Origin of the sequence: Paenibacillus sp. PAMC21692 (assembly GCF_014303795.1) — a bacterium.
Lineage (GTDB): Bacteria > Bacillota > Bacilli > Paenibacillales > Paenibacillaceae > Pristimantibacillus > Pristimantibacillus agaridevorans.
Genome location: NZ_CP060293.1, coordinates 3,054,427 through 3,073,422, shown reverse-complemented (window position 1 = coordinate 3,073,422; position 18,996 = coordinate 3,054,427). Strand labels below are relative to the sequence as shown.

The window sequence follows — 18,996 nt, the reverse complement described above, 5'->3', positions numbered from 1 at the left end:
TCCTACCAGTAACAATTCCAATCCTTTTTCAGTCGCACAAGAGATTCCAAATAATAGTAATCGCCGAACACATTCCCTTCGTCTATCCCCGAATCATGAGGTATGCTGCCTACGCCATGAAGAAGCAGGCATCGGTCTTGAGAAGAAGGACTGCTGGCATAATTCTCCGTCAGACTTTTAACAATATGTTCTGCCGCATTTCTATAATACGTCTTGTCTTCTTTATTTGTAACCCACTTCGCCAGTTCCAGCAAGCCGCAAACCGCAACCGCAGAAGCTGAGCTATCTTTAAGCTGACCACTTCCGTCCGTAAAATCGAAATCCCAATAGGCAACCACGTCCTCCGGAGATCTATTTAAAAAATAATTTGCCAGTCTCTCGGCAACCTTAAGAATATGTTCATCCTTCGTGTAAGAATAATTAATAGCGAGTCCATAAATTCCCCACGCCTGCCCGCGTGACCAGCAAGAAGAATGGGAATATCCCTGTGCCGTCTCTCCGAATTTGGGTTTCCCCTTCTCATCAAAAACATAGACATGAAAGGTCGATGCATCTTCTCGAATAATATGGTTAATGGCCTTCGTCATATGGCGCTGTACGGCATCCCTGTAATCTAAATGTCCCGTTTGCTCGTAAGCCCATTCCATTAAAGGCATATTCATTAGAGAATCAATGATCATATTGAATCGATATTCATCTTCATCAAACTTTCCGCCCGACCAGCATCGGAAAATACCTGCTTGTTGTTCATATCTGGCATCGTACAAATGTTGGGCTGCTCGAAGCGCAACCTCTCTTGCCCCAGGATCTCCGGTTATCTTATTTGCCGCTACGCATGATGGGCTGTACAGAAAACCAATATCATGATGATCCAGGTCGACACGCTGATCGAGACGCTCACTAAAGCTTAACACTTGCTTCTCGGCAGCTTGTTTATATTTAGGATTCATCGTGAGCTCATAAGAAAGCCATAAAATCCCTGTCCAAAAACCGGTTGTCCAACCTATGTTCGCAGAGTGCAAATAGCGATTTTCCCTTGTAACTGGACTAACAAATCCATCCCCATAAATGTCCATGATCTGATCTACTTTAATAAGCGCCTTTGCGATCGCTTCATCTATCTTAAACTCTTCCCGGCTGACCCTTGAGTAATAACGGGTTTCCCTTTTGCCTTCATCTCTAATTAGCATTCCGTTCTCTCCCAAAAGATATATTGCACCTCTTATTTTTTTATGGTATGGCAATGAATTTACTAAGCAATCTCTTCGCATTCAAACCCAACACTTTTAATTTAATTTCATCGGAAACTCGCGAATACAATATGTTTCCAATTTCCCATGCCACATTATTGTAAATACTATCGCTTGAAAATAAGAGCTTGTCAGAACTGGTCTGCTGGACAAAAAAAACGAGAGACTTTCCGGAGTATATAAAAGCGCCTGTTAGATCCAGGTACACATTATCGTAGTTATTGGACAAATCAATCGCCGTTGTAATTCCATGCCCCATGCCGCCGGAATGCCCGACCAGTATGGTTGCATCCTTGTATGTCCTCGCGATGTCATGAAGTAATTCAGGATTCGCATACGGACTTTGATTCCAGGTATGAACGAGTACGATCAGCTCTTTCTCATTGGCGTACTCCCACAAGGGCATATACCCGCTTCCGTTGATTGGGTATTTATTTACATCAGGATGAATTTTCATGCCTACAAACCGATCGGATAGACGAAAGCATTGTTCTGCAATTGTTAAACTTTCGCTAATCATCGAAGGGATATAAGTGATATAGCCCAAGATTTTGCGATAGGACTGCATCAATTCAGCCAAATATAGATTGGCTTCCAACTCACCGATATTAAGCCCCTTCAACATAGACACAATGATATAATCGATCCCTACTCTTTCAAGTATGGGATTCAATAATCCAGCCTGAATCTTCTCGTCATGTTCCGGAACAAACGGATCCGGATGTACGCCCAGATGACCATGAACATCTATTACCAAAACATCGTTCAGGGGAATTCCATGTTTACCGGCATCCTTTAGCACTCCCTTCCTCACCTCCTTCTATTAACCTTTGCAAATTACCATAGGCGATCTTCTCTTTATCACGTTCGGAGATATCTGCGAAAGACAACATGGTAATCGCAGACCCTGGTTTGTTAAATGGCATATTGCTTCCCCAGAGTATCCGGTCAGATCCATAGCGATCTATTACTTGTTCATAAGCATTCCAATTGTCGCATAGGGAAAGCTCTGTGTAGAAATTAGAGTGATTTTCCATATAGCTATACATCATCATGTTTCGACGATGCCGAAATGCCGTAACAATCACTTGAACGGACGGAAAATCACTCAATAACCTGTCAAATTCCGGCATTTCTCTGTCATCTGATGAAGTGATCTCCTCATAATCGATAATCATATGTGTGCCCAGCTTCTCTGCCATACCGAATATTTCATGCGTAAGCTTGCTGCCGAGCGTATATCCTTGCTCCTTGGGGAAGATACGAATAAATTGGATCCTTTCCTTAACCAGCAGATCCTCAAGGAAAGACCATCCATGGGCGTATTTATAATGCGGCGATACGACCATGCAAGGAATCATACTTTGATTGCTCCGACAATAATCCAATAGCCTTTCATTTCCGTACATCGGGTTGGAGCTTCTGGCCGCTCCATGATACGCAATGACCCTGTCAATATCATAATAATGCAGCTCATCTTGAACCTGATTTTCCAGTAAAGGCTCCACAACCTGCTTCACCCAATTACCGATCATACAGTTGACATCAATCTTTCGCATCGTTCACCGCCGCTCGATTTCGTATTTTTTACCCTTTGATTCCAGTGGATACGACGGCACCCGATATGAGTTTTTTCTGGGCCACCATAAAGATCGTTATAACCGGCAAAATAGTTAGTGAGCAAATCGCCATAACATGAGCAGTGTTGGCATAGGGTGCAACACCAACCCCTGCTGGAGATATGCTAAGCAGACCTAATGCAAGCGTAAATTTATCTTCACTGTTCAAATAAATAAGCGGCCCCATAAAATCATCCCAGGCTCCCTTGAAAGCCAATACCATGACTACTGTGAGCGCAGGGGCACATAACGGCATGCATATGCGCCAAAATATCGTCCACGTGCTAGCTCCATCCACCCTTGCCGCTTCGTCAAAATCCCTCGGTAAAGATGCAAAAAACTGTCTGAGCAAAAAAATATTAAACGCTCCTCCGCCAAAAAATGCGGGGACGGTGAGCGGATACAACGTATTAATCCAGCCTAAATTACTGAATAGTACATAGAGCGGAATAATGGTTACCGCTGCGGGAAGCATCATGGTTGCGAGTACCATCCCGAAAATCATATTGCGTCCGGGAAAGTTTAATCGCGCAAAACCAAATGCACAAATTGCAGATGTTAATGCAGCGCCAATAACCGTAAACAGCACAACAATCATCGTATTTTTGAAATACAACAAGAACGGCTTTATACTCCAAATCTCAGAATAGGCTTGAAAGCTAACCTGTGTCGGAAAAATGAGTGGTGGATGCGTATACAGATCCGCGAGTCCCATGAAACTTCTTGAGACCATCCAAACGAGCGGAAACATAAAAACAAGCGCTCCGAGTGTCATACATGCATATTGGAGTACAAAAGATAACGTTCTCCCGGATCTGATGGATTTCAAATTATCTCGCGCCTCCTTCATAATGCACCCACGAACGGCTTGATCGGAAAATGATTGCGGTGCAGATGCTAATCAGAAGAAATAGAATCCACGAAATAGCTGACGCATAGCCCATGTTCAATCTTCCAAATGCTTCGCTGTATATCATGACCATAAGGAAGTTGCTTGCATTTAATGGACCACCTCCTGTTGTAACCGCCACTTGTCCGAACACTTGAAGGGCTGATATCACACCCATGACAAGGTTGAAAAAAATAACAGGTGTGACCATCGGAATCGTAATATGCCAGAATCTTCGAATGGGTGATGCCCCGTCTACAATGGCCGCTTCATGCAGATGCGCAGGAACCCCTTCAAGTCCGGCAATCCAAATGATCATAGCTCCTCCAGCCTGCCATAATGACATGATGATCAGAGAAGTCATAACGGTATCGGGGTTAGAGAACCAAGGATATGGGGATATACCAAGCCACCCTAAAAGCTGATTGGCAAGACCTGCGTCCGGACTGTAAATTTGCTTCCAAAGTACGCCCAAGGCCACAACCGGCACAACAACCGGTAAATAAAAGATGGCGCGGAACCATTGGATTCCTAGCACTGTTCTCTTAAGCAGCAACGCCAGAAAAAAACCTGCTACCAATCCAAAAGGAACGGACAAAAACGTATAAATAAAGGTGATTTTCAGTGAATGCCAAAACAGACTATTCTGCATCAACTGGCTATAGTTTTCAAAACCAATCCATTCCGGGGATTTTATAACGCTGTAGCGGGTGAAACTATAATAAAAAGATTGGATGATCGGCCACAACATAAAAATTAAAATGCCTAAAACAACGGGAGAAACAAATAAATAACCTTCTACCGTCTCTATTCGTTTCCTTGAATACGAATTTGATTTGATCATCAGGCAGCCCCCATTTGTTTTGTAAGGGCGGAAACGAGATTTCCGCCCGGGAAACTACTATTCGGCAGCGTTTGCTTTCTCATCTACTTCTTTTAAAGCATCTTCTAACGTGGCAGCACCTAACATGTATTTCGTAAATGCATTGCCGACCTCTAAATTAATCGTATTCGCCTTACTCGTAGAGAGTACAAGTTCATGTTCACGCAAAACGTCATTTTCAGGAAAAGCTACGAACGCATCTGTATTTTTACCCGGAACCGGATTGTCTCTCCATGTCGTATCACTTTCCATTGATTTCAAAACAGGTACTGCATTTCCAGTTTTCCCGAATTCGATTTGTCCTACTTGTTTAACGAACATAGCTACAATGCCTGCCGCTTCTTTTTTATGCTTGGATTTGGCACTTACACCATATCCGCTCGTACCTGTACCTACCGCAGCTTTTACAGGAAACTGAGGGAAAGTCGTTACATCCCATTCAAATCCTTTCGCCTCGGCAGCAGCATGGATTCCTGCGGCAAATGGCTTTGCCCCCGCCATAAAAGCGGTTTTCCCGGCATAAAACGGATCTTCAGAATATTGCCCCATCGGATCCTGCGCATTGCCGTTTTTCACTAGATCCCAGCAATCTCTTAATCCAGCAACAACTTTAGGATCCGAAAAGTTAACGGTTTTCTCTTCTTTATTTAGATACTGCCCGCCTCGTCCTTGAGCACATGCCATCCACGTTCCAATTGCAGTTGGGTTCAAAGAAACCGCCCATTGGGTTGTTTTTCCAGAGGTATCCTTCTTCGTGAGCTTATCTGAGTATTCCATAAAAGTATCCCATGTCCATCCGTTCTCAGGCAGTGTCAGTCCTTCTTGTGCCAGCAAGGTGGTATTTGCATAAAACACAATATGATTATAATCGCGGGGGAGCATATAGGTCTGACCATCGATAATGCCATAACCAAGCATAGCCGGATAAATATCATTGACATCAACATTGTTTTCTTCCAAATAACCGTCCAGCGGCTCTAAAACTCCCGCTTCAGCGAATTCCTTCACGTATCCATCCGCCAGCCACGTCACATCCGGCAGGTCGCCAGAAGCCGCTTGAGCCAACACTTTGGTTTTAGGATCGCCCACATAAGGTTCGATCTTGATCGTTACATGCGGATTATCTTTCACATACAATTCGGCAACGGCTCTAGCTGTTTCTTGTTCAAATGGATCATCAAACGTTCCAATCCGAATAGTAATCGGTTTTGCGGCTTCCTCCTGGTTTCCGGCAGTCGGGGAAAGCGAGCCTGAGGTCTCCCCATTGTTGTTGTTACCGCTGCAACCTACAAGAACAGTAGTCACAGTAAACACAAGCAACATCCATGGTATTAATTTTCGGCTTGTTTTTTTATTCATTGCTCGACGCCTCCTTGTTTGATAAGCCACACTGAACAATTTTGCACATTTCAATTCACACAACGTCTCAGATCCTGAGCTACTTTTCACCTCCTTAAATCGAGTCTGCTGTTAGAAACAGCTCCTGCAGCATCTTGAACGATTCTTTCTCTTGCCGCTCTACTGTGAGCACACCATATCTTCCAAGCGGAACATCCCAATACTTCCTTCGATGGTAATAATCGGCCCAGCACCACAAGATACCACCCTGTACTCCATTTACTCCCATGATGGCCTCCCAGACCACACGTAAATATTGAGCCTGAAACGTTTCGGAGTGGCGTTGATCTCCCTTTAATCCTTGCAAACCGAGTGTACCGAACTCCGTAATCACCAGGGGTTTTCCCGGGAACTCTCTGACAAAACGCTGAAGGTGCTCCATAGTCGGTAGCATGGCCTTCTGGTGGATCTCGCTCAGTTTCAGTGCAGGATCACCATACATGGCGCCATAATATACATTGAAACAGACGATATCCGCTTCTTCGAAAGCGAGATGCCCCGGTTTATTGCCCTCGGCTACAAAGCTCACTAGACGACTCTGATCTTCCTCGCGTGCGAGTCTCATCAACCTCCGCATGACTTCAATGCCGAAAGGCGTGTTTGTTTCCGATTCGTTACACATGCTCCAGATCAGGATGCTAGGATGGTTGCAGTGTTGTTTGATCATATCCCGCAATGCTAGTTCTGCATCCTTGGCAATTTCTTCGTTATGCTCTTCATTTGCCGGGGCGCTAGGATGCCAGTTATTCATCCACCAGTTTAGTGGAATTTCCTCCATAACGAGCAATCCTAACTCATCCATCAAATTCAGATGAATGGAATCCATTGGATAATGCGTACGGATCAGGTTGACCCCTGACTCTTTGGCTTTAATCAAATCAGCACGGATTACACTTGCCGGTGCTGACGGACCATAGTCTAAAATTTCGTCATAGCGATTAATTCCTTTTATGGTTAAAGGTCGTCCGTTTAATAAAATATGCTGGTTATCGACCTCTACCGTCCGAACTCCGAAACGACTTGCCTTGCGATCTGAAAACAGCCCCTTTGTTTCCGTAAAAACAGCTTCAACTTCGTATAAATTGGGGGTTTCCGGCGACCAATATTGTGCCTGCGGCACACTGTACGATCGTTCAATCTTCTTGAATCCAGGCTCTACGACGATGTAGTTCTCCTTGTCGCAACTGAAATCAAGGAGCGGGATGTTTAGTATCAGATTTCCCTCCACTGGATCCTGCGAGTGATTAACAAGATGAACATCGAATGTCAATACATGGTCTGCAACAAATCCATGAGTTCGCACACTCACCCGGTCAATATAGCAGTGCGGCGTAGAAATGAAAGAAACATCCCGAAGTATGCCGCCATATTGCATCCATTCTACGACTGCGTTGCCTGGCAATCTGTTACCCTTCGGTTCATTATCCACACTCATCACGATGTAATTCGTCATTCCTGCCCTTAAATAATGGCTAGCTGCAAACTCAAAAGGAAGATAGCCCCCCACATGTTCTCCTACCAATTGTCCGTTAATCCATACCTTGGCATGACCGCTTACCCTTTCGAACATCAGTCTCTGTAATAAACAAATATCAACATTTTGGGCAGGCAATTCAAGGCAAAACCACCCCGTTCCTTCATAGCTCCACAGCGACCGGTTATATAAGTCCCAGGAACCTGGGACATCCACCTTCATCCAGTGCTCTCTGTCATGTTCTAGAGAAAACCACTTCTCAGCCTCGCCATGGCGATCTATATCAAGCTGAAACAATGCCTCTCGGAAAAAAAACGGATCCATTACTCCAATCTCCTCCCACTAATGTAAGCGCTAACTCCATCTTCTTTAGTTAGAATTATAGCAATGAGTGCAGTGCTGGTGTTTAAAAATAAAGCAATGAAATGTTGTAATCGTGCGGTCATTATTCTCCACCAAAACCTGTGCGTTCAATACTTTCCGATAAGTAGCGCTGCCCGAATAGATACAAAATAAATACGGGGAGCACGACCATCAAACACGCAGCCATATGTATCGGCAAATTCAAGCCGCCATCCGCATCCAAGCCTAGAGCTCTGTTAAACACGGAGCTGAGCGATTCCAAACGCAGGGGCAATGTAAAGTATTCTTCCCGATTCAAGTAAATCATCGGCTGGTAGTTATCGTTCCAATGCCATACAAACGAGAACATCGCGACGATTACGATAGCCGGTTTAGCAAGCGGCAGCATAATCTGTACGAATAGTCGAATTGGACCTGCACCGTCAATACGCGCTGCTTCTTCAAGCTCGCGAGGCATATTGCGGAAAAATTGCCGGAAGATGAGCACGAATAACGCGCCCCGCAGTCCCTGGCCAAAGAACGCAGGTATGATAAACGGCAAATACGAATTAAGCCAACCGAATTTATGAAACATCGTAAATAAGGCGATGATGATGGTCTGCGGCGGTATAAGCAAGCTCAATAAAACGAGTAAAAACAAGATGTTGATCCCAGGAAATTTGTACCGCCCAAAACCATAACCGGCGATCGCACACGATAGCACCTGACCCAGACATGCTAACACGGTAATCATGAGTGAATTCGTCACCGCTTCTGTGAATTTGATCAAGTTAAAGGCTTTAACAAAATTATCCCAGTGAATTCCACTTGGTACCCAAACGATCGTCGAGTCAAGCAAGTCTTGAGGTGACTTGATAGCCGTTACAAACATATAAAACACCGGCAGCAGAAAAATGAATGACAGTTCCAGCAGCACGAGGTACGTCAGCATTTGCATCAAAAGGGTGCGCATTTTGCGGCCATACCGTTGACCGAAATTACGATTCTTGTATTTCTCGAGCATTTGCTTATAATTAACGGACGTCCCCGCCATAGTATACGAACCTCCTTCCAATGATCATAATAAAGGCGATAAACAGCAAGACGACCCCGAAGTACATCCAGCTTAATGAAGCGGCATATCCGAAATCCAACTGTTCAAACACTTTCATCTGCATAAACTTCATGATCGGATTCGTAGATTCGGTAAAAGAATCGATCGTGGCATAAATGAAATTCAACCATATTACACCTGAGAGATACGGCAACGTAATTTTCCAAAAACATTCCCAAGCCGTCGCTCCATCCACTTGAGCCGCTTCATATTGCGTTCGCGGAATACTTTGCAGTCCAGCCAAGAAGATAAGGATCTCAACACTGCTTCGCCAGAATAAGAGACCAATCCGGTTGAATACATCGGAACCGATCATATCGCTCACAACCATCATGCCGCCGGCCAGTTTATCGAAGATGCTATAGTCGGTCGGATTGTTTGCAAAAAGCAAGTTCATGACTGCGCCGGCTATAAACACAGGTACAAAGAAAAAGGCGCGAAAGTAGCTTTGTCCGATAATTTTGCTGTTAAGGAGTACCGCAATAAAAAGGGCAAAAATAACGACAACAGGAATGTCAATTAGCGACCGGGTAATGGTACCCAAAAACAGTTTTCCAAAATTGGGATCGACGGTAACATTTTTATAGTTGGTTATCCCAACGTAATTACCGCCCATGAGATTAGACAGCGTGGACGATGTAAAGCTGATCTTCAGGGACGAGTAGAGCGGGTACAACATAAACACAGCAAAGCCTAACACCCAGGGCGAAACAAAGAACATGCCTTCTAACATGCGTCTGCGTTCATAACTGAACAACTTTTTTTTGCGCATGGATTAACTCCCTTCCGCCCGAACTGTGTAATGACTCGGCTCGACTCTTATGCCATCCGCCATAAACACAGACTCGCCATAATTCACCCAGACAGTAGTTCCGTCCTCATACATCGTGCGAGATACGTCCTCGTTCAGTTTTAAATGATCAATCATCTCCTGCCTCACCGTTCGCGCCCCTACATCCTGCCACATCTTGTAGGCAAGCAGCACCGTATCCCTCCATTCTTCATATTGGGCGCTAAATAATTTGTCATAGTATGTATACTTCAAATCAGTCGTTGGCAAATAGGTCAGTTCAAACGACGGGATTGCTCCATATTCCACCGCACGCAGCAGCTCTGTTTGCGGTAGATCTGCCAGATTGATCGCGCTCGTATAATAAGGTTTAACGCCGTGATAAATAAGTTGGACGAACGGAATTTGTTCATCCAGCAAGTAGTCAGAGGAGGTCGCTTGCGTCATGTCGAGAATGCGATCGGCATGCTTCAATGCATATACATGACCGCCATACACGCCTGCCGATCCAAGCTTCTCTTTGTCCTGCGCCAGCCATTGTTCGAAGTACGCGGCCGTCTGCGAACGGCGCAAAGGCTCATGCATGCTGTAATCGCTAAACAATTGTTCGCCTAGATTACGTTCATTGATAGAACTTACACCGAGCATTTTCAGTTTCTCCAGGTTGTTGATACGCTCCTTGTCTGCAATCTCCGGACGTAAAGTGTACCAATCCACCTCACTGCGATACCAACCCGTTGAACCGATCGGATGATAGGAGTAGACGCTGCCATCCGGTTTTCGCACCACATCATTACGCAAACTCACATTTGCCTTCTTCTCGTGATACACATCCAAATCGTTATTTTCAACCGACAAAGGAATGTTAGATTCGTTTGCCCACTCGATCAACTTTTTCATTCCGGAGTTTCCGCCAATCTTACTTTCTACTGGGAATTTACCAGGGAGTCTGCCAAAGTAACCGCCATCGTACCAGCCCTTCAGTTCCAGCTCAAAATGCTCAAGTCCTTGAGCTTTGTAAAATTCAGCGATTGTTTGCGCCTCATCAAACGTCGTAGTCGTCTTACTCTTCTTGGACAGTCCGCCGCCGCGAGTCTCGACGCTCATAAACAGACGGAGCAGCACAGTATTGTTTACTGAATCTTTTGATGGATTGACTTGATTTGCCGAAGTGGCCGGATCCAGTAGGGGCAGCAAACGGTGTTTGACTGCCTTGGCCAGTTGAACGTAGGATACTTCCTTACCGGAGACGAAATCGAACCGTAGCTCCCGGTTGGCGATAATCATGTTCTGTTCAATGCGAAGAATGTTATTCTGCACACCACCCACACGAGTGTAATACGACTTCCGGATAATAAACTCAACTCCTCCGCGGTAATAGTCCAGACCGAGGACTCCGGGAGGGTTCATATAAAGCTTCGCATCTGCCGAGCCTTGCGTTGCTGTCTGCACATATCCGACATGTTCCTTTACCATGCCGATAGCGGGAATCAAGATCGGTTCCCCTTGAATCGGCGCAGTTTGCGTATCGAATGTCGGGTCGATTCCATAAATCCATTTTTCATAGCCACGGTTGTCATATAACTTATGTGATTGATTGAAATGAGTAATCGCACCTGTTCCATCAGGAATGACCATATAACCACTCTCGCCTTGCTTGGCCGCACCGAACATCGGGAAAGCGATAATCGAAGTCAAGAAGTTACCTTCCTCAACGATGCTGTCATGGGGGAAGCGAACACTTAACCCGCCATCCTCCAATACAACCTCCATCACAAACGAGATACCCAATTGATCTAATCTGTAATGAATTTGCAGCCCCTTATCGATCGCATTTACAAGATAAGATGTCTTTTCTGCGAATAAACTAGTCGTTTTCAGTTCTTTGAACTTAGTCGTGTAAGTAAACATGACCGGTGAGTTGGCAATATGGCGTGACGCCTCTCCCACCGCACTTTCTTGGCTTAAATCCGGACTGCTTGTCCAGACATAACCACTTTGCTTATCCGTAATCATAAATAGTTGTGCGCCGAGATCGGCGGATAAGCGATGTCGGTCATCTTCGGCATACACGATGAGCCCATCGTTCTGGGACAGATCGGCTCTTACATGCTTCGCAGCGGGAAGAAAATCAGATTGTTCGTGGGTGAACACAATTGTTTTTTCACCCTGCGGCATCATGTTCCAAATCATGATCGCCAGCACAAGCAGGAAGATGACCGTTTTGACAGCCACTCCGATCCCTTTGCGAGATACAAATTTATGCACCAATATACGACACCTCCTTGACAATCTGTTGCGCAAAGTCAGCCAAATTGATTGCCATTCCATAAAGGACAATGTACAGAGTGATGACGATGACGCAACCTATTGCTGTTGCTAATGTAACCCCAATTGCTTTTCCGGTGTCGTAACTGTGGGTCTCACGGACTTTGATGAAAATCAGTAAGATCGTCCAGAGCAGCATCACTTGTTGAAACAAATCATAAAATTTCATTTCGTTCAAAGACAGCACATGAGTCAGTAGCAAGAGAGGCACCGTAAAAAATACGAATGGCGTAAAGCAGTACGCTGTACCAATAAACACATCACGAATGCGTCCTTCCCCAGAGGAAATCGACGTAATTCCGTAGTTCACGACACTCCATAACACCCAGGGCAACAGCGCATTACGGATGACTGTTTGCCAGTTGACGGATTGAAGCGGCATAGGTTCATACATGAAGCTCGGAATTAAATAGCCAAGAACACTGACGACTAAATAAGCGCCGATAATGATAAACGCATCGCTTAGCCTCCCTTTGCCTTCGTATCTGAGCGCCTCGAAGCCTTGCACGGGATGCATCATGACAAAGAACATCCGCTTGATAAGCCGCGGCATGCGAACGAGAGGTTTGCTATCCGGTCTTACTCGCCATCTACGTGCATTCCATTTGTATAACAGATAGACAAGCACCATGACGATCACTGATGTTGTGGCGATTGTCCCAAAATGTTCACGTGCAATAATTCGACGCGCTTCATAATAAGCATCCGAATAACCACTTTTGTCATAAGCAGCTTTAAAATATTCCATAGCCGCTGTGTACTCTTCCTGGCGCAGCTTCGAATGTCCCATCGCCTGCAGCGCAAGCTCATAAAAGCTATCGACTTGACGCACTCGCTTCCAAGGCTCAAACGATTCTGTGTATTTCCCTTGCACATAGAGCTCATTGGCCTCGTGCACCAAATTGGCGAATGGGGTCGGACTAAAGGTCTGGATCAAGTTGCGGACTTCGTCGAGCACATATAAATTCCCTTGTTCATCGACCTCTAATGCAACGGGAGCACTCGTCATACCGTAGCCGCTGCCGTTCGAGCCGAACGCGTAAAGCATCCGCCCCATCTCGTCGTATTGATACATCCGTCCATACTGTTTGTCTATAATCGTCATGTTGCTTCTGCGATCGATCGCTACGTCGACGAAGTTCTGAATGAGCGTGCCATAATGGAACGATTTGTCTGAAAAGTCGCGGCTGTCGTTCGGAAATATATCGCCGCCAACTGCGTTAAGCTTCCTTACCTGCTTGCTTGATTGCCCGGTTGTTGTCGTGTAGATGAATCCATTTGGCGACAACGCTACGTTATTGAACGAATAAGGTAAATTGACGACTTTTCCTTTACGCTGATCTTTAGAATAGAACGTGTGCACCAGCGCATCAACGAAGCTGATCTGCACTTTATTCGCGCCAAAAAAACCACGGAACTTCCCTTCCGGATCCAGCATCATCAGCCCTTTTTGTGTGCCTTGGCTGACGACGTAAAAAAAACCTCTGGAATCCATGACGACTTTAACGGGCTGATAGACAAAATCCGCGCCGAGCAATTCTGAGTCCGGCTGCTCAAACGAGCGCACAAAAGTACCGTTCGGGTCAAATTCTGCGAGCCTCTTGTTACCCGTGTCGGCAACGAATAACGTACCGTCATCACCAACGAATACGCCTCGCGGCTCGTTCAGCTTGCCGGTTTCCTTAGTCAAGCTCTCATCGGTTCCGTATGTACGCAGAATGTTGCCCTGAACATCCATCATGACAATTCGATTATTGCCAGTATCGGCTATATATAGCCGATTGTTCTTATCAATAAACAAATCTTGCGGTTTCTTGAAGGCGCCCTCCGGTTTGTCGTCCAATAGAATCATGGAATCCGGTACGTACGGCGCCGGAACCGGTAAAAACAATCCATCCGGGCTAAGCACATAGTTCGGATAAGGTACCTTCGCCTTGACTTCCTCCGCCGGCTGCATGATGGCCAGGATAACCAGAGCCATTAAAAGCAGCGCTTGCTTGCCCCATAATCGTCTCATGCTCCGGCCCCCTTACGATTTAATTCCTGAGTGTGCCATCGTCGACAACACTCGGCGTTGGAACACCACGAAGATGAGCACTGTCGGCACCGTCATCAGGAATGTAGCAGCAGCATTCGCGCCGGCACGAGCAATTCCTTGTCCATTGACAGTTGATAAATAGTAAGGCAATGTTTTCATTTGCTCCGACTGTGTAAACAGTGCTGGCGAGCCCGCGTCGTTCCAGATTGCTGTAAAGCTTAGAATGACAATCGTGGCCCAAGCTGGGCGAATAAGCGGCAACGCAATTTTTTGAAACAGCGTCCACTCCGTCGCGCCGTCGATTCTACCTGCCTCGAAAATTTCATCTGGCACTTGCTCCAAAAACTGCTTCATAAGAAATAATCCGATCGGAAACGCCAGACTGGGCAGGATCAGTGCTCCGTATGTATCGATTAATCCTAACTTCGTGACGATCAAATACCGCGGAATCTCAACCACTTCCGGAGCAAACATCAGAGATACAATAATGAGACCAAACAGCATATTACGTCCCGGAAACGGGTGTTTCGCCAATGGATAGCAGGCAAGCGAACCGATAATGACTGTCAAAAATACGGTGATGCCTGTCACGAACAAACTATTAAACAAATATCTGATAAAAGGTATTCTGCTGTCAGTTGTGGAAACGATCAGGCTCCGGAAGCTTTCCAATGTCGGATTCTGAACAAAAAAGCGCGGCGGATAAAGAAACAGTTCCTCGGTCGGTTTGAAGGCAGTACTGATAAGAAACACTAGGGGCAACGACATTAATAGGCCAAGTAACGTCAGAAAAAACATAGTGCCGGTTAGGCCAAGATCGAGTTTTTTAAACTTGCGTCGTTTTCCCATCATAATTCTCCCTTCGAGGCAAATATACGGAAGCACAATTTACCCAGGCCATAGATGAGAACGAACAAGACGACGGAAATCGCTGCTGCATAGCCCATCTCATAACGAAGCACGGCGTAGTCGTGCAAATGCAACACAATCGTATGACCGGCATATAAAGGACTCGGAAAGCCTGCAACAGCACTGCTTATTTCACCGACTTTAAATGCGCCCACCACGGCCAGAACAGCGCCAAACAGCATTTGCGGTTTCATAGAAGGAATCGTAATCCACCACAATTCCTGGAATCGGGAACGGATACCGTCGATCTTGCCTGCCTCGTACAATTCCGTATTGATCGTCTCGAAACCCGCCAAGAAGGCAAGAAAGCTCGTTCCGAGACTCATCCATAAGGAGATCACAATAATGACGGGCATAATCAGCTTGACATCCGCAAGCCACTGAACCGGCTCATCAATAAATCCGTAATTCATCAAAAATGTATTTAAATATCCATAGCTGTCATTTGCGAACAGGACGAGCCATACGACTGACATCGCCACGCCGCTCGTGAGGGAAGGGACATAAAACACGGTTGTATAATAAGGCCTTAAACGTTTCGGGATTTGATGAATGAGCCAGGCGAAAAAAAAGGCGAGCATATATCCGATCGGCCCGGTAACCAATGCAAAATAGAGCGTGTTTACTAGAGCTGTAATAAAGATGTCATCATCAACGAACAGCATCTTGAAGTTTGACCACCCGGTAAATCGCGCTGGTTCTAAAATATTGTAATAAGTAAAACTGAGTCCGATAGACGTTACTGTCGGCGCAATAATAAAGATGGCAAACAGGATGAAGAAGGGGGTGAGAAAAAAGTATGAAATTCGCCATTTCCATATCTCTTTCATTATTTGCATTAAATTTCGTAGGGCGATCAGACCACGACTCATTGGAACACCGTTCATGTTTGCGCTTACAATCTTATTGAGCTTCATCCATTAGCTCCGCCTTCCCCCAATTGCTGAGCCGCTGCTTCACGCTCTTTGCCAGAACCCTTCTTACCGGCGAATTCTTCTTGTTTGCGCAGCAGCTCTTTATTTATTTCTTTATAAGCATCCTCAAGCGCGATCCTTGCGTTATCCCCGGTAATGACCGTTCGATTCCATGCGTTCATGAGATGACGCGAAGTATAATATCCACCTAATACGACGGGTTGTTCTTTAAACCATGACCATTGCTCCAATATCGCCGCCAACTCTTCCTTGCTCCACGCCATCCCCTTCATCGCCTCTACGTTTGCCGTATTCCAGCGTGAGCCGGCGCCGAGCAGACCCTCTAGCTCAATCCCATAACGAATCTGAGTGTTTTCCTCCGTCCACCACTTTAGCAGTTCCCATGACGCTTCCTTATGCCTCGACGATGCAAGGATGACTCCCGTTTGACCGGATCCGCCGGTTGATCGATCGATCCCACCGTCGTCTCTCAATATTCCCGGAATCGGCGCCATTTTCCATAGTCCGCTCAATTCAGGCGCAGCAGTCATAAGACGGACATACAGGTCATAGCCGGCGATGCCCACAGGCATCTGACCCGTGCGGAAACGCTGGTAGAAGTCCGCTTTTAAAGGCAATTTATAATTGTTCATCAAATCCGTCCATTCCTTGAATGCATATAATGCTTCAGATGTATCCAACGCAGACTTCAAACCGTGTTCCGTATAAAAATCCCCGCCACGCTGGAACAAAAACGGGGAATATCCCCCAGCTCCATCGGGATAATAGAACTCCATTTCATACTCCTGCAAGATAGGCAAAATTTTATATACATCTTTCCAGGTTTGCGGCGGTTCGATCCCCAACGAGTCAAAGATATCTTCCCGATAGAACATCATTTGGAAATCTTGCGTTTCCGGCAGCGCAAACAAACCGTTGTTATACTCGTATGGAATGAACGCCGACTTCACAAAACGTTCTTTCACCGTTTGCAGATCCGGGAATTGATTCAAGTCCACCAGCGCATTCCGTATTGCGAATTCAACAGGCGTCTGTGGAGATACGCCTAGAGCCACATCTGGTGCTTTGTCCGCAGTATAAGCAAGCAGCAGGAGATGTTCAGAGCCCATCGGAACCGTATTGATGTTCACTTGTATCCCTGTCTTTGGCGTAAAATCTTCATCAATCAAATCTTTTACGATGCTTACCCACTCGCGGCCGCGGGCAACCCACACGTTTAGCACGGGCTGATCATCGCCGTTCGACTGTTTGTATACATCGCCAACCTGGCTGCCGTCTTCTCGAAACGAATAAATAAATTGATTGGCAATGCCGATCAGATTTTCTCCATAGGTTGATGCACCGCGAGGCAGGGCAAAGGATGGATCGCCATATGCAATATAGTCTATAAACAAAGGCTGCTCCGTGATATTGGTGATGGCTGATCCGAGTGCTCCGAGCGCTGTGGAGAGCTCGTTCAATTGATAAGGGATCGTTTCCGTATCCTTAATCATGCCATCAAGCAAATGCGACATCGATGAAAATGCAGTCATATAATTGGGGCGTTTGTTTCCGTTCGCTTCGACAACAGCATCAGAAATGTTTGCGATCGTTTGTTTCGCCGTCTTCAACGTCTCCATCAAGTTCGAAATTTTCGCTTCCAGATCCCAATCCTGGTATTTGTCGCTTGTTATCTTGCCTGTTGCATCCTTCGTTGCCGCAGTCACTTGAACGACTTGACGACTTAGTTCATTCATCATATTGGCGACTTCATTAATTTGAAATACCGTTTCTCTTAATGGGCCAACCTTGGATACGAGTGTGAGGCGATGCTTACCCTTGGTTAAATAAAACTGGTACGGTGTGTGAGCAGGATCCTTCACTGCTTCTGTTCTCCAGCCCTTAACGAATGGGAAGGCGTATTCTTCCATCTCCGCAAACGGGATTTCGCCATCAATGAGCAGGGTTCTATAGCTAGCCGTATTAAACGCCGGCGTCATGTAGCGGAATGCCAGTTGATATAAACCGTCTGCGGGAACATCGAGCTCCCATGTCACCGACTGTCCCCCGCGTTTCCAACGATCCCCCCCGAACGTATTGTAGATGATGTTTTTGGTGGCATTCGGCTCGCTCAGCGGATCGTTGCTCCATTCTGAACGCAATGACATTTCCGATTTGCCAACGGGATGCTCAGCCTGTTTTTTAATGATCTCAACTACGCCTGCTTTGTAGCCTGCACTCAAATATTCGGCTTTCTTCATCCCATAAGTAGGCAATGCAGTGGGCTTTTTTAACGTCAGTCTGGAAATAGCCATCGGTTCCTTAATATCTGTAAGACGAAGCACATGCGTACCTGCCGTCAAATAAAACTTGTAAGGGCGTTTGTAAAAACCCTCAGGGTGATCGAAGCTTTTGGTTTGCCAAGCAGCCTTCTCCGTCTGGGGGGATCTTATCTCATTCCCTTGGTTGTCCAGCGAGAGACTTGGATCGTCCGTCCAGAGCCGCGGGAACAGCAACCGGGAAGCTTCGTCGAATGGACTTGTTCCATCAATCGTCAACGACCTTTCCACCCCAACATTTTTCCCCGCTAACGCCAAATAACGGATGTCGATCTCATACAAGGCGGACTCGGGAACCAGAATGCTCCATTCAAGGAATGAATCTATTCCTTCTGACACTGCGGCCTGGTTACCCAGTATTGTCTTATTCTCAACTTTTCCTTTCGAGTTCGAATAATCCATGCCGTCAATGATGATGTCATTGCCTTCGTAATCACTGTATCCGGATTCCGCGTAAGCGCTTAACATTCGGCCGTAAGGTTCCTGTTTTTGCAACAAGGATTGTGCTGTAAATAGGGGCTTGCCAAGTACATCTTCATTGATAGGAGCGATAAATGGCTTGCCATCATCGGGTACATAAGTCAATCCATATCCGACTGCTCCAAGCAAGAGGAAAGCAAAGACCATGTACATGATGATTTTGCCGGTTTTCTTCTTGCTCCCCCTTGTGAAGCTTGTTGATCGTTCCGTTTTCCCCTTCATCATTAAC

The 18,996-nt window shown here is 45.9% G+C and carries 14 protein-coding genes; all 14 read right to left on the bottom strand.

Annotated elements, in window-relative coordinates; genetic code table 11:
- Positions 1-2: 2 nt before the first annotated feature.
- Positions 3-1,190, bottom strand: coding sequence for a glycoside hydrolase family 88 protein (locus H7F31_RS12070; protein WP_187104370.1), 1,188 nt, complete (start codon positions 1,188-1,190; stop codon positions 3-5).
- Between the two features lie 40 nt (positions 1,191-1,230).
- The gene (locus tag H7F31_RS12065) at positions 1,231-2,052 is read right to left on the bottom strand and encodes an amidohydrolase family protein (protein ID WP_187104369.1); all 822 of its coding nucleotides are present in this window, start codon (positions 2,050-2,052) and stop codon (positions 1,231-1,233) included.
- Complete coding sequence (locus H7F31_RS12060) at positions 2,033-2,809, bottom strand: amidohydrolase family protein (RefSeq protein ID WP_187104368.1); 777 nt, start codon at positions 2,807-2,809, stop codon at positions 2,033-2,035. The genes H7F31_RS12065 and H7F31_RS12060 overlap by 20 nt, the downstream gene beginning before the upstream one ends.
- A gap of 28 nt (positions 2,810-2,837) precedes the next feature.
- Positions 2,838-3,698 (bottom strand): carbohydrate ABC transporter permease, encoded by an 861-nt coding sequence (locus tag H7F31_RS12055; protein ID WP_187104367.1) that lies wholly within the window; start codon positions 3,696-3,698, stop codon positions 2,838-2,840.
- A 1-nt stretch (position 3,699) separates the two neighbouring features.
- On the bottom strand, positions 3,700-4,602 hold the full coding sequence (locus tag H7F31_RS12050; protein ID WP_187104366.1) for a carbohydrate ABC transporter permease: 903 nt from the start codon (positions 4,600-4,602) through the stop codon (positions 3,700-3,702).
- A 57-nt stretch (positions 4,603-4,659) separates the two neighbouring features.
- Complete coding sequence (locus H7F31_RS12045) at positions 4,660-6,000, bottom strand: ABC transporter substrate-binding protein (protein ID WP_187104365.1); 1,341 nt, start codon at positions 5,998-6,000, stop codon at positions 4,660-4,662.
- A gap of 94 nt (positions 6,001-6,094) precedes the next feature.
- Positions 6,095-7,837 carry a glycoside hydrolase family 2 protein gene (locus H7F31_RS12040; RefSeq protein ID WP_187104364.1) on the bottom strand — a complete coding sequence of 581 codons (1,743 nt, stop codon included), beginning with the start codon at positions 7,835-7,837 and terminating at the stop codon, positions 6,095-6,097.
- Between the two features lie 121 nt (positions 7,838-7,958).
- Positions 7,959-8,909: a carbohydrate ABC transporter permease gene (locus tag H7F31_RS12035; RefSeq protein ID WP_187104363.1), complete on the bottom strand. Its 951-nt coding sequence runs from the start codon at positions 8,907-8,909 to the stop codon at positions 7,959-7,961.
- A complete protein-coding gene (locus H7F31_RS12030) occupies positions 8,890-9,741 on the bottom strand; it encodes a carbohydrate ABC transporter permease (RefSeq protein ID WP_187104362.1) in 852 nt (283 codons plus the stop codon). The genes H7F31_RS12035 and H7F31_RS12030 overlap by 20 nt, the downstream gene beginning before the upstream one ends.
- Positions 9,742-9,744: 3 nt before the next feature.
- Positions 9,745-12,027: a DUF5696 domain-containing protein gene (locus H7F31_RS12025; protein ID WP_261800499.1), complete on the bottom strand. Its 2,283-nt coding sequence runs from the start codon at positions 12,025-12,027 to the stop codon at positions 9,745-9,747.
- Entirely contained in the window at positions 12,020-14,104 is a 2,085-nt protein-coding gene (locus tag H7F31_RS12020; protein ID WP_187104360.1) for a YIP1 family protein, read from the bottom strand. The genes H7F31_RS12025 and H7F31_RS12020 overlap by 8 nt, the downstream gene beginning before the upstream one ends.
- Before the next feature lie 12 nt (positions 14,105-14,116).
- A complete protein-coding gene (locus tag H7F31_RS12015; protein ID WP_187104359.1) occupies positions 14,117-14,974 on the bottom strand; it encodes a carbohydrate ABC transporter permease in 858 nt (285 codons plus the stop codon).
- Positions 14,974-15,951, bottom strand: coding sequence for a carbohydrate ABC transporter permease (locus tag H7F31_RS12010; RefSeq protein WP_222622749.1), 978 nt, complete (start codon positions 15,949-15,951; stop codon positions 14,974-14,976). The genes H7F31_RS12015 and H7F31_RS12010 overlap by 1 nt, the downstream gene beginning before the upstream one ends.
- A complete protein-coding gene (locus tag H7F31_RS12005; protein WP_187104358.1) occupies positions 15,948-18,992 on the bottom strand; it encodes an extracellular solute-binding protein in 3,045 nt (1,014 codons plus the stop codon). Before H7F31_RS12005 ends, H7F31_RS12010 begins: the two co-directional genes overlap by 4 nt.
- Positions 18,993-18,996 lie beyond the last annotated feature (4 nt).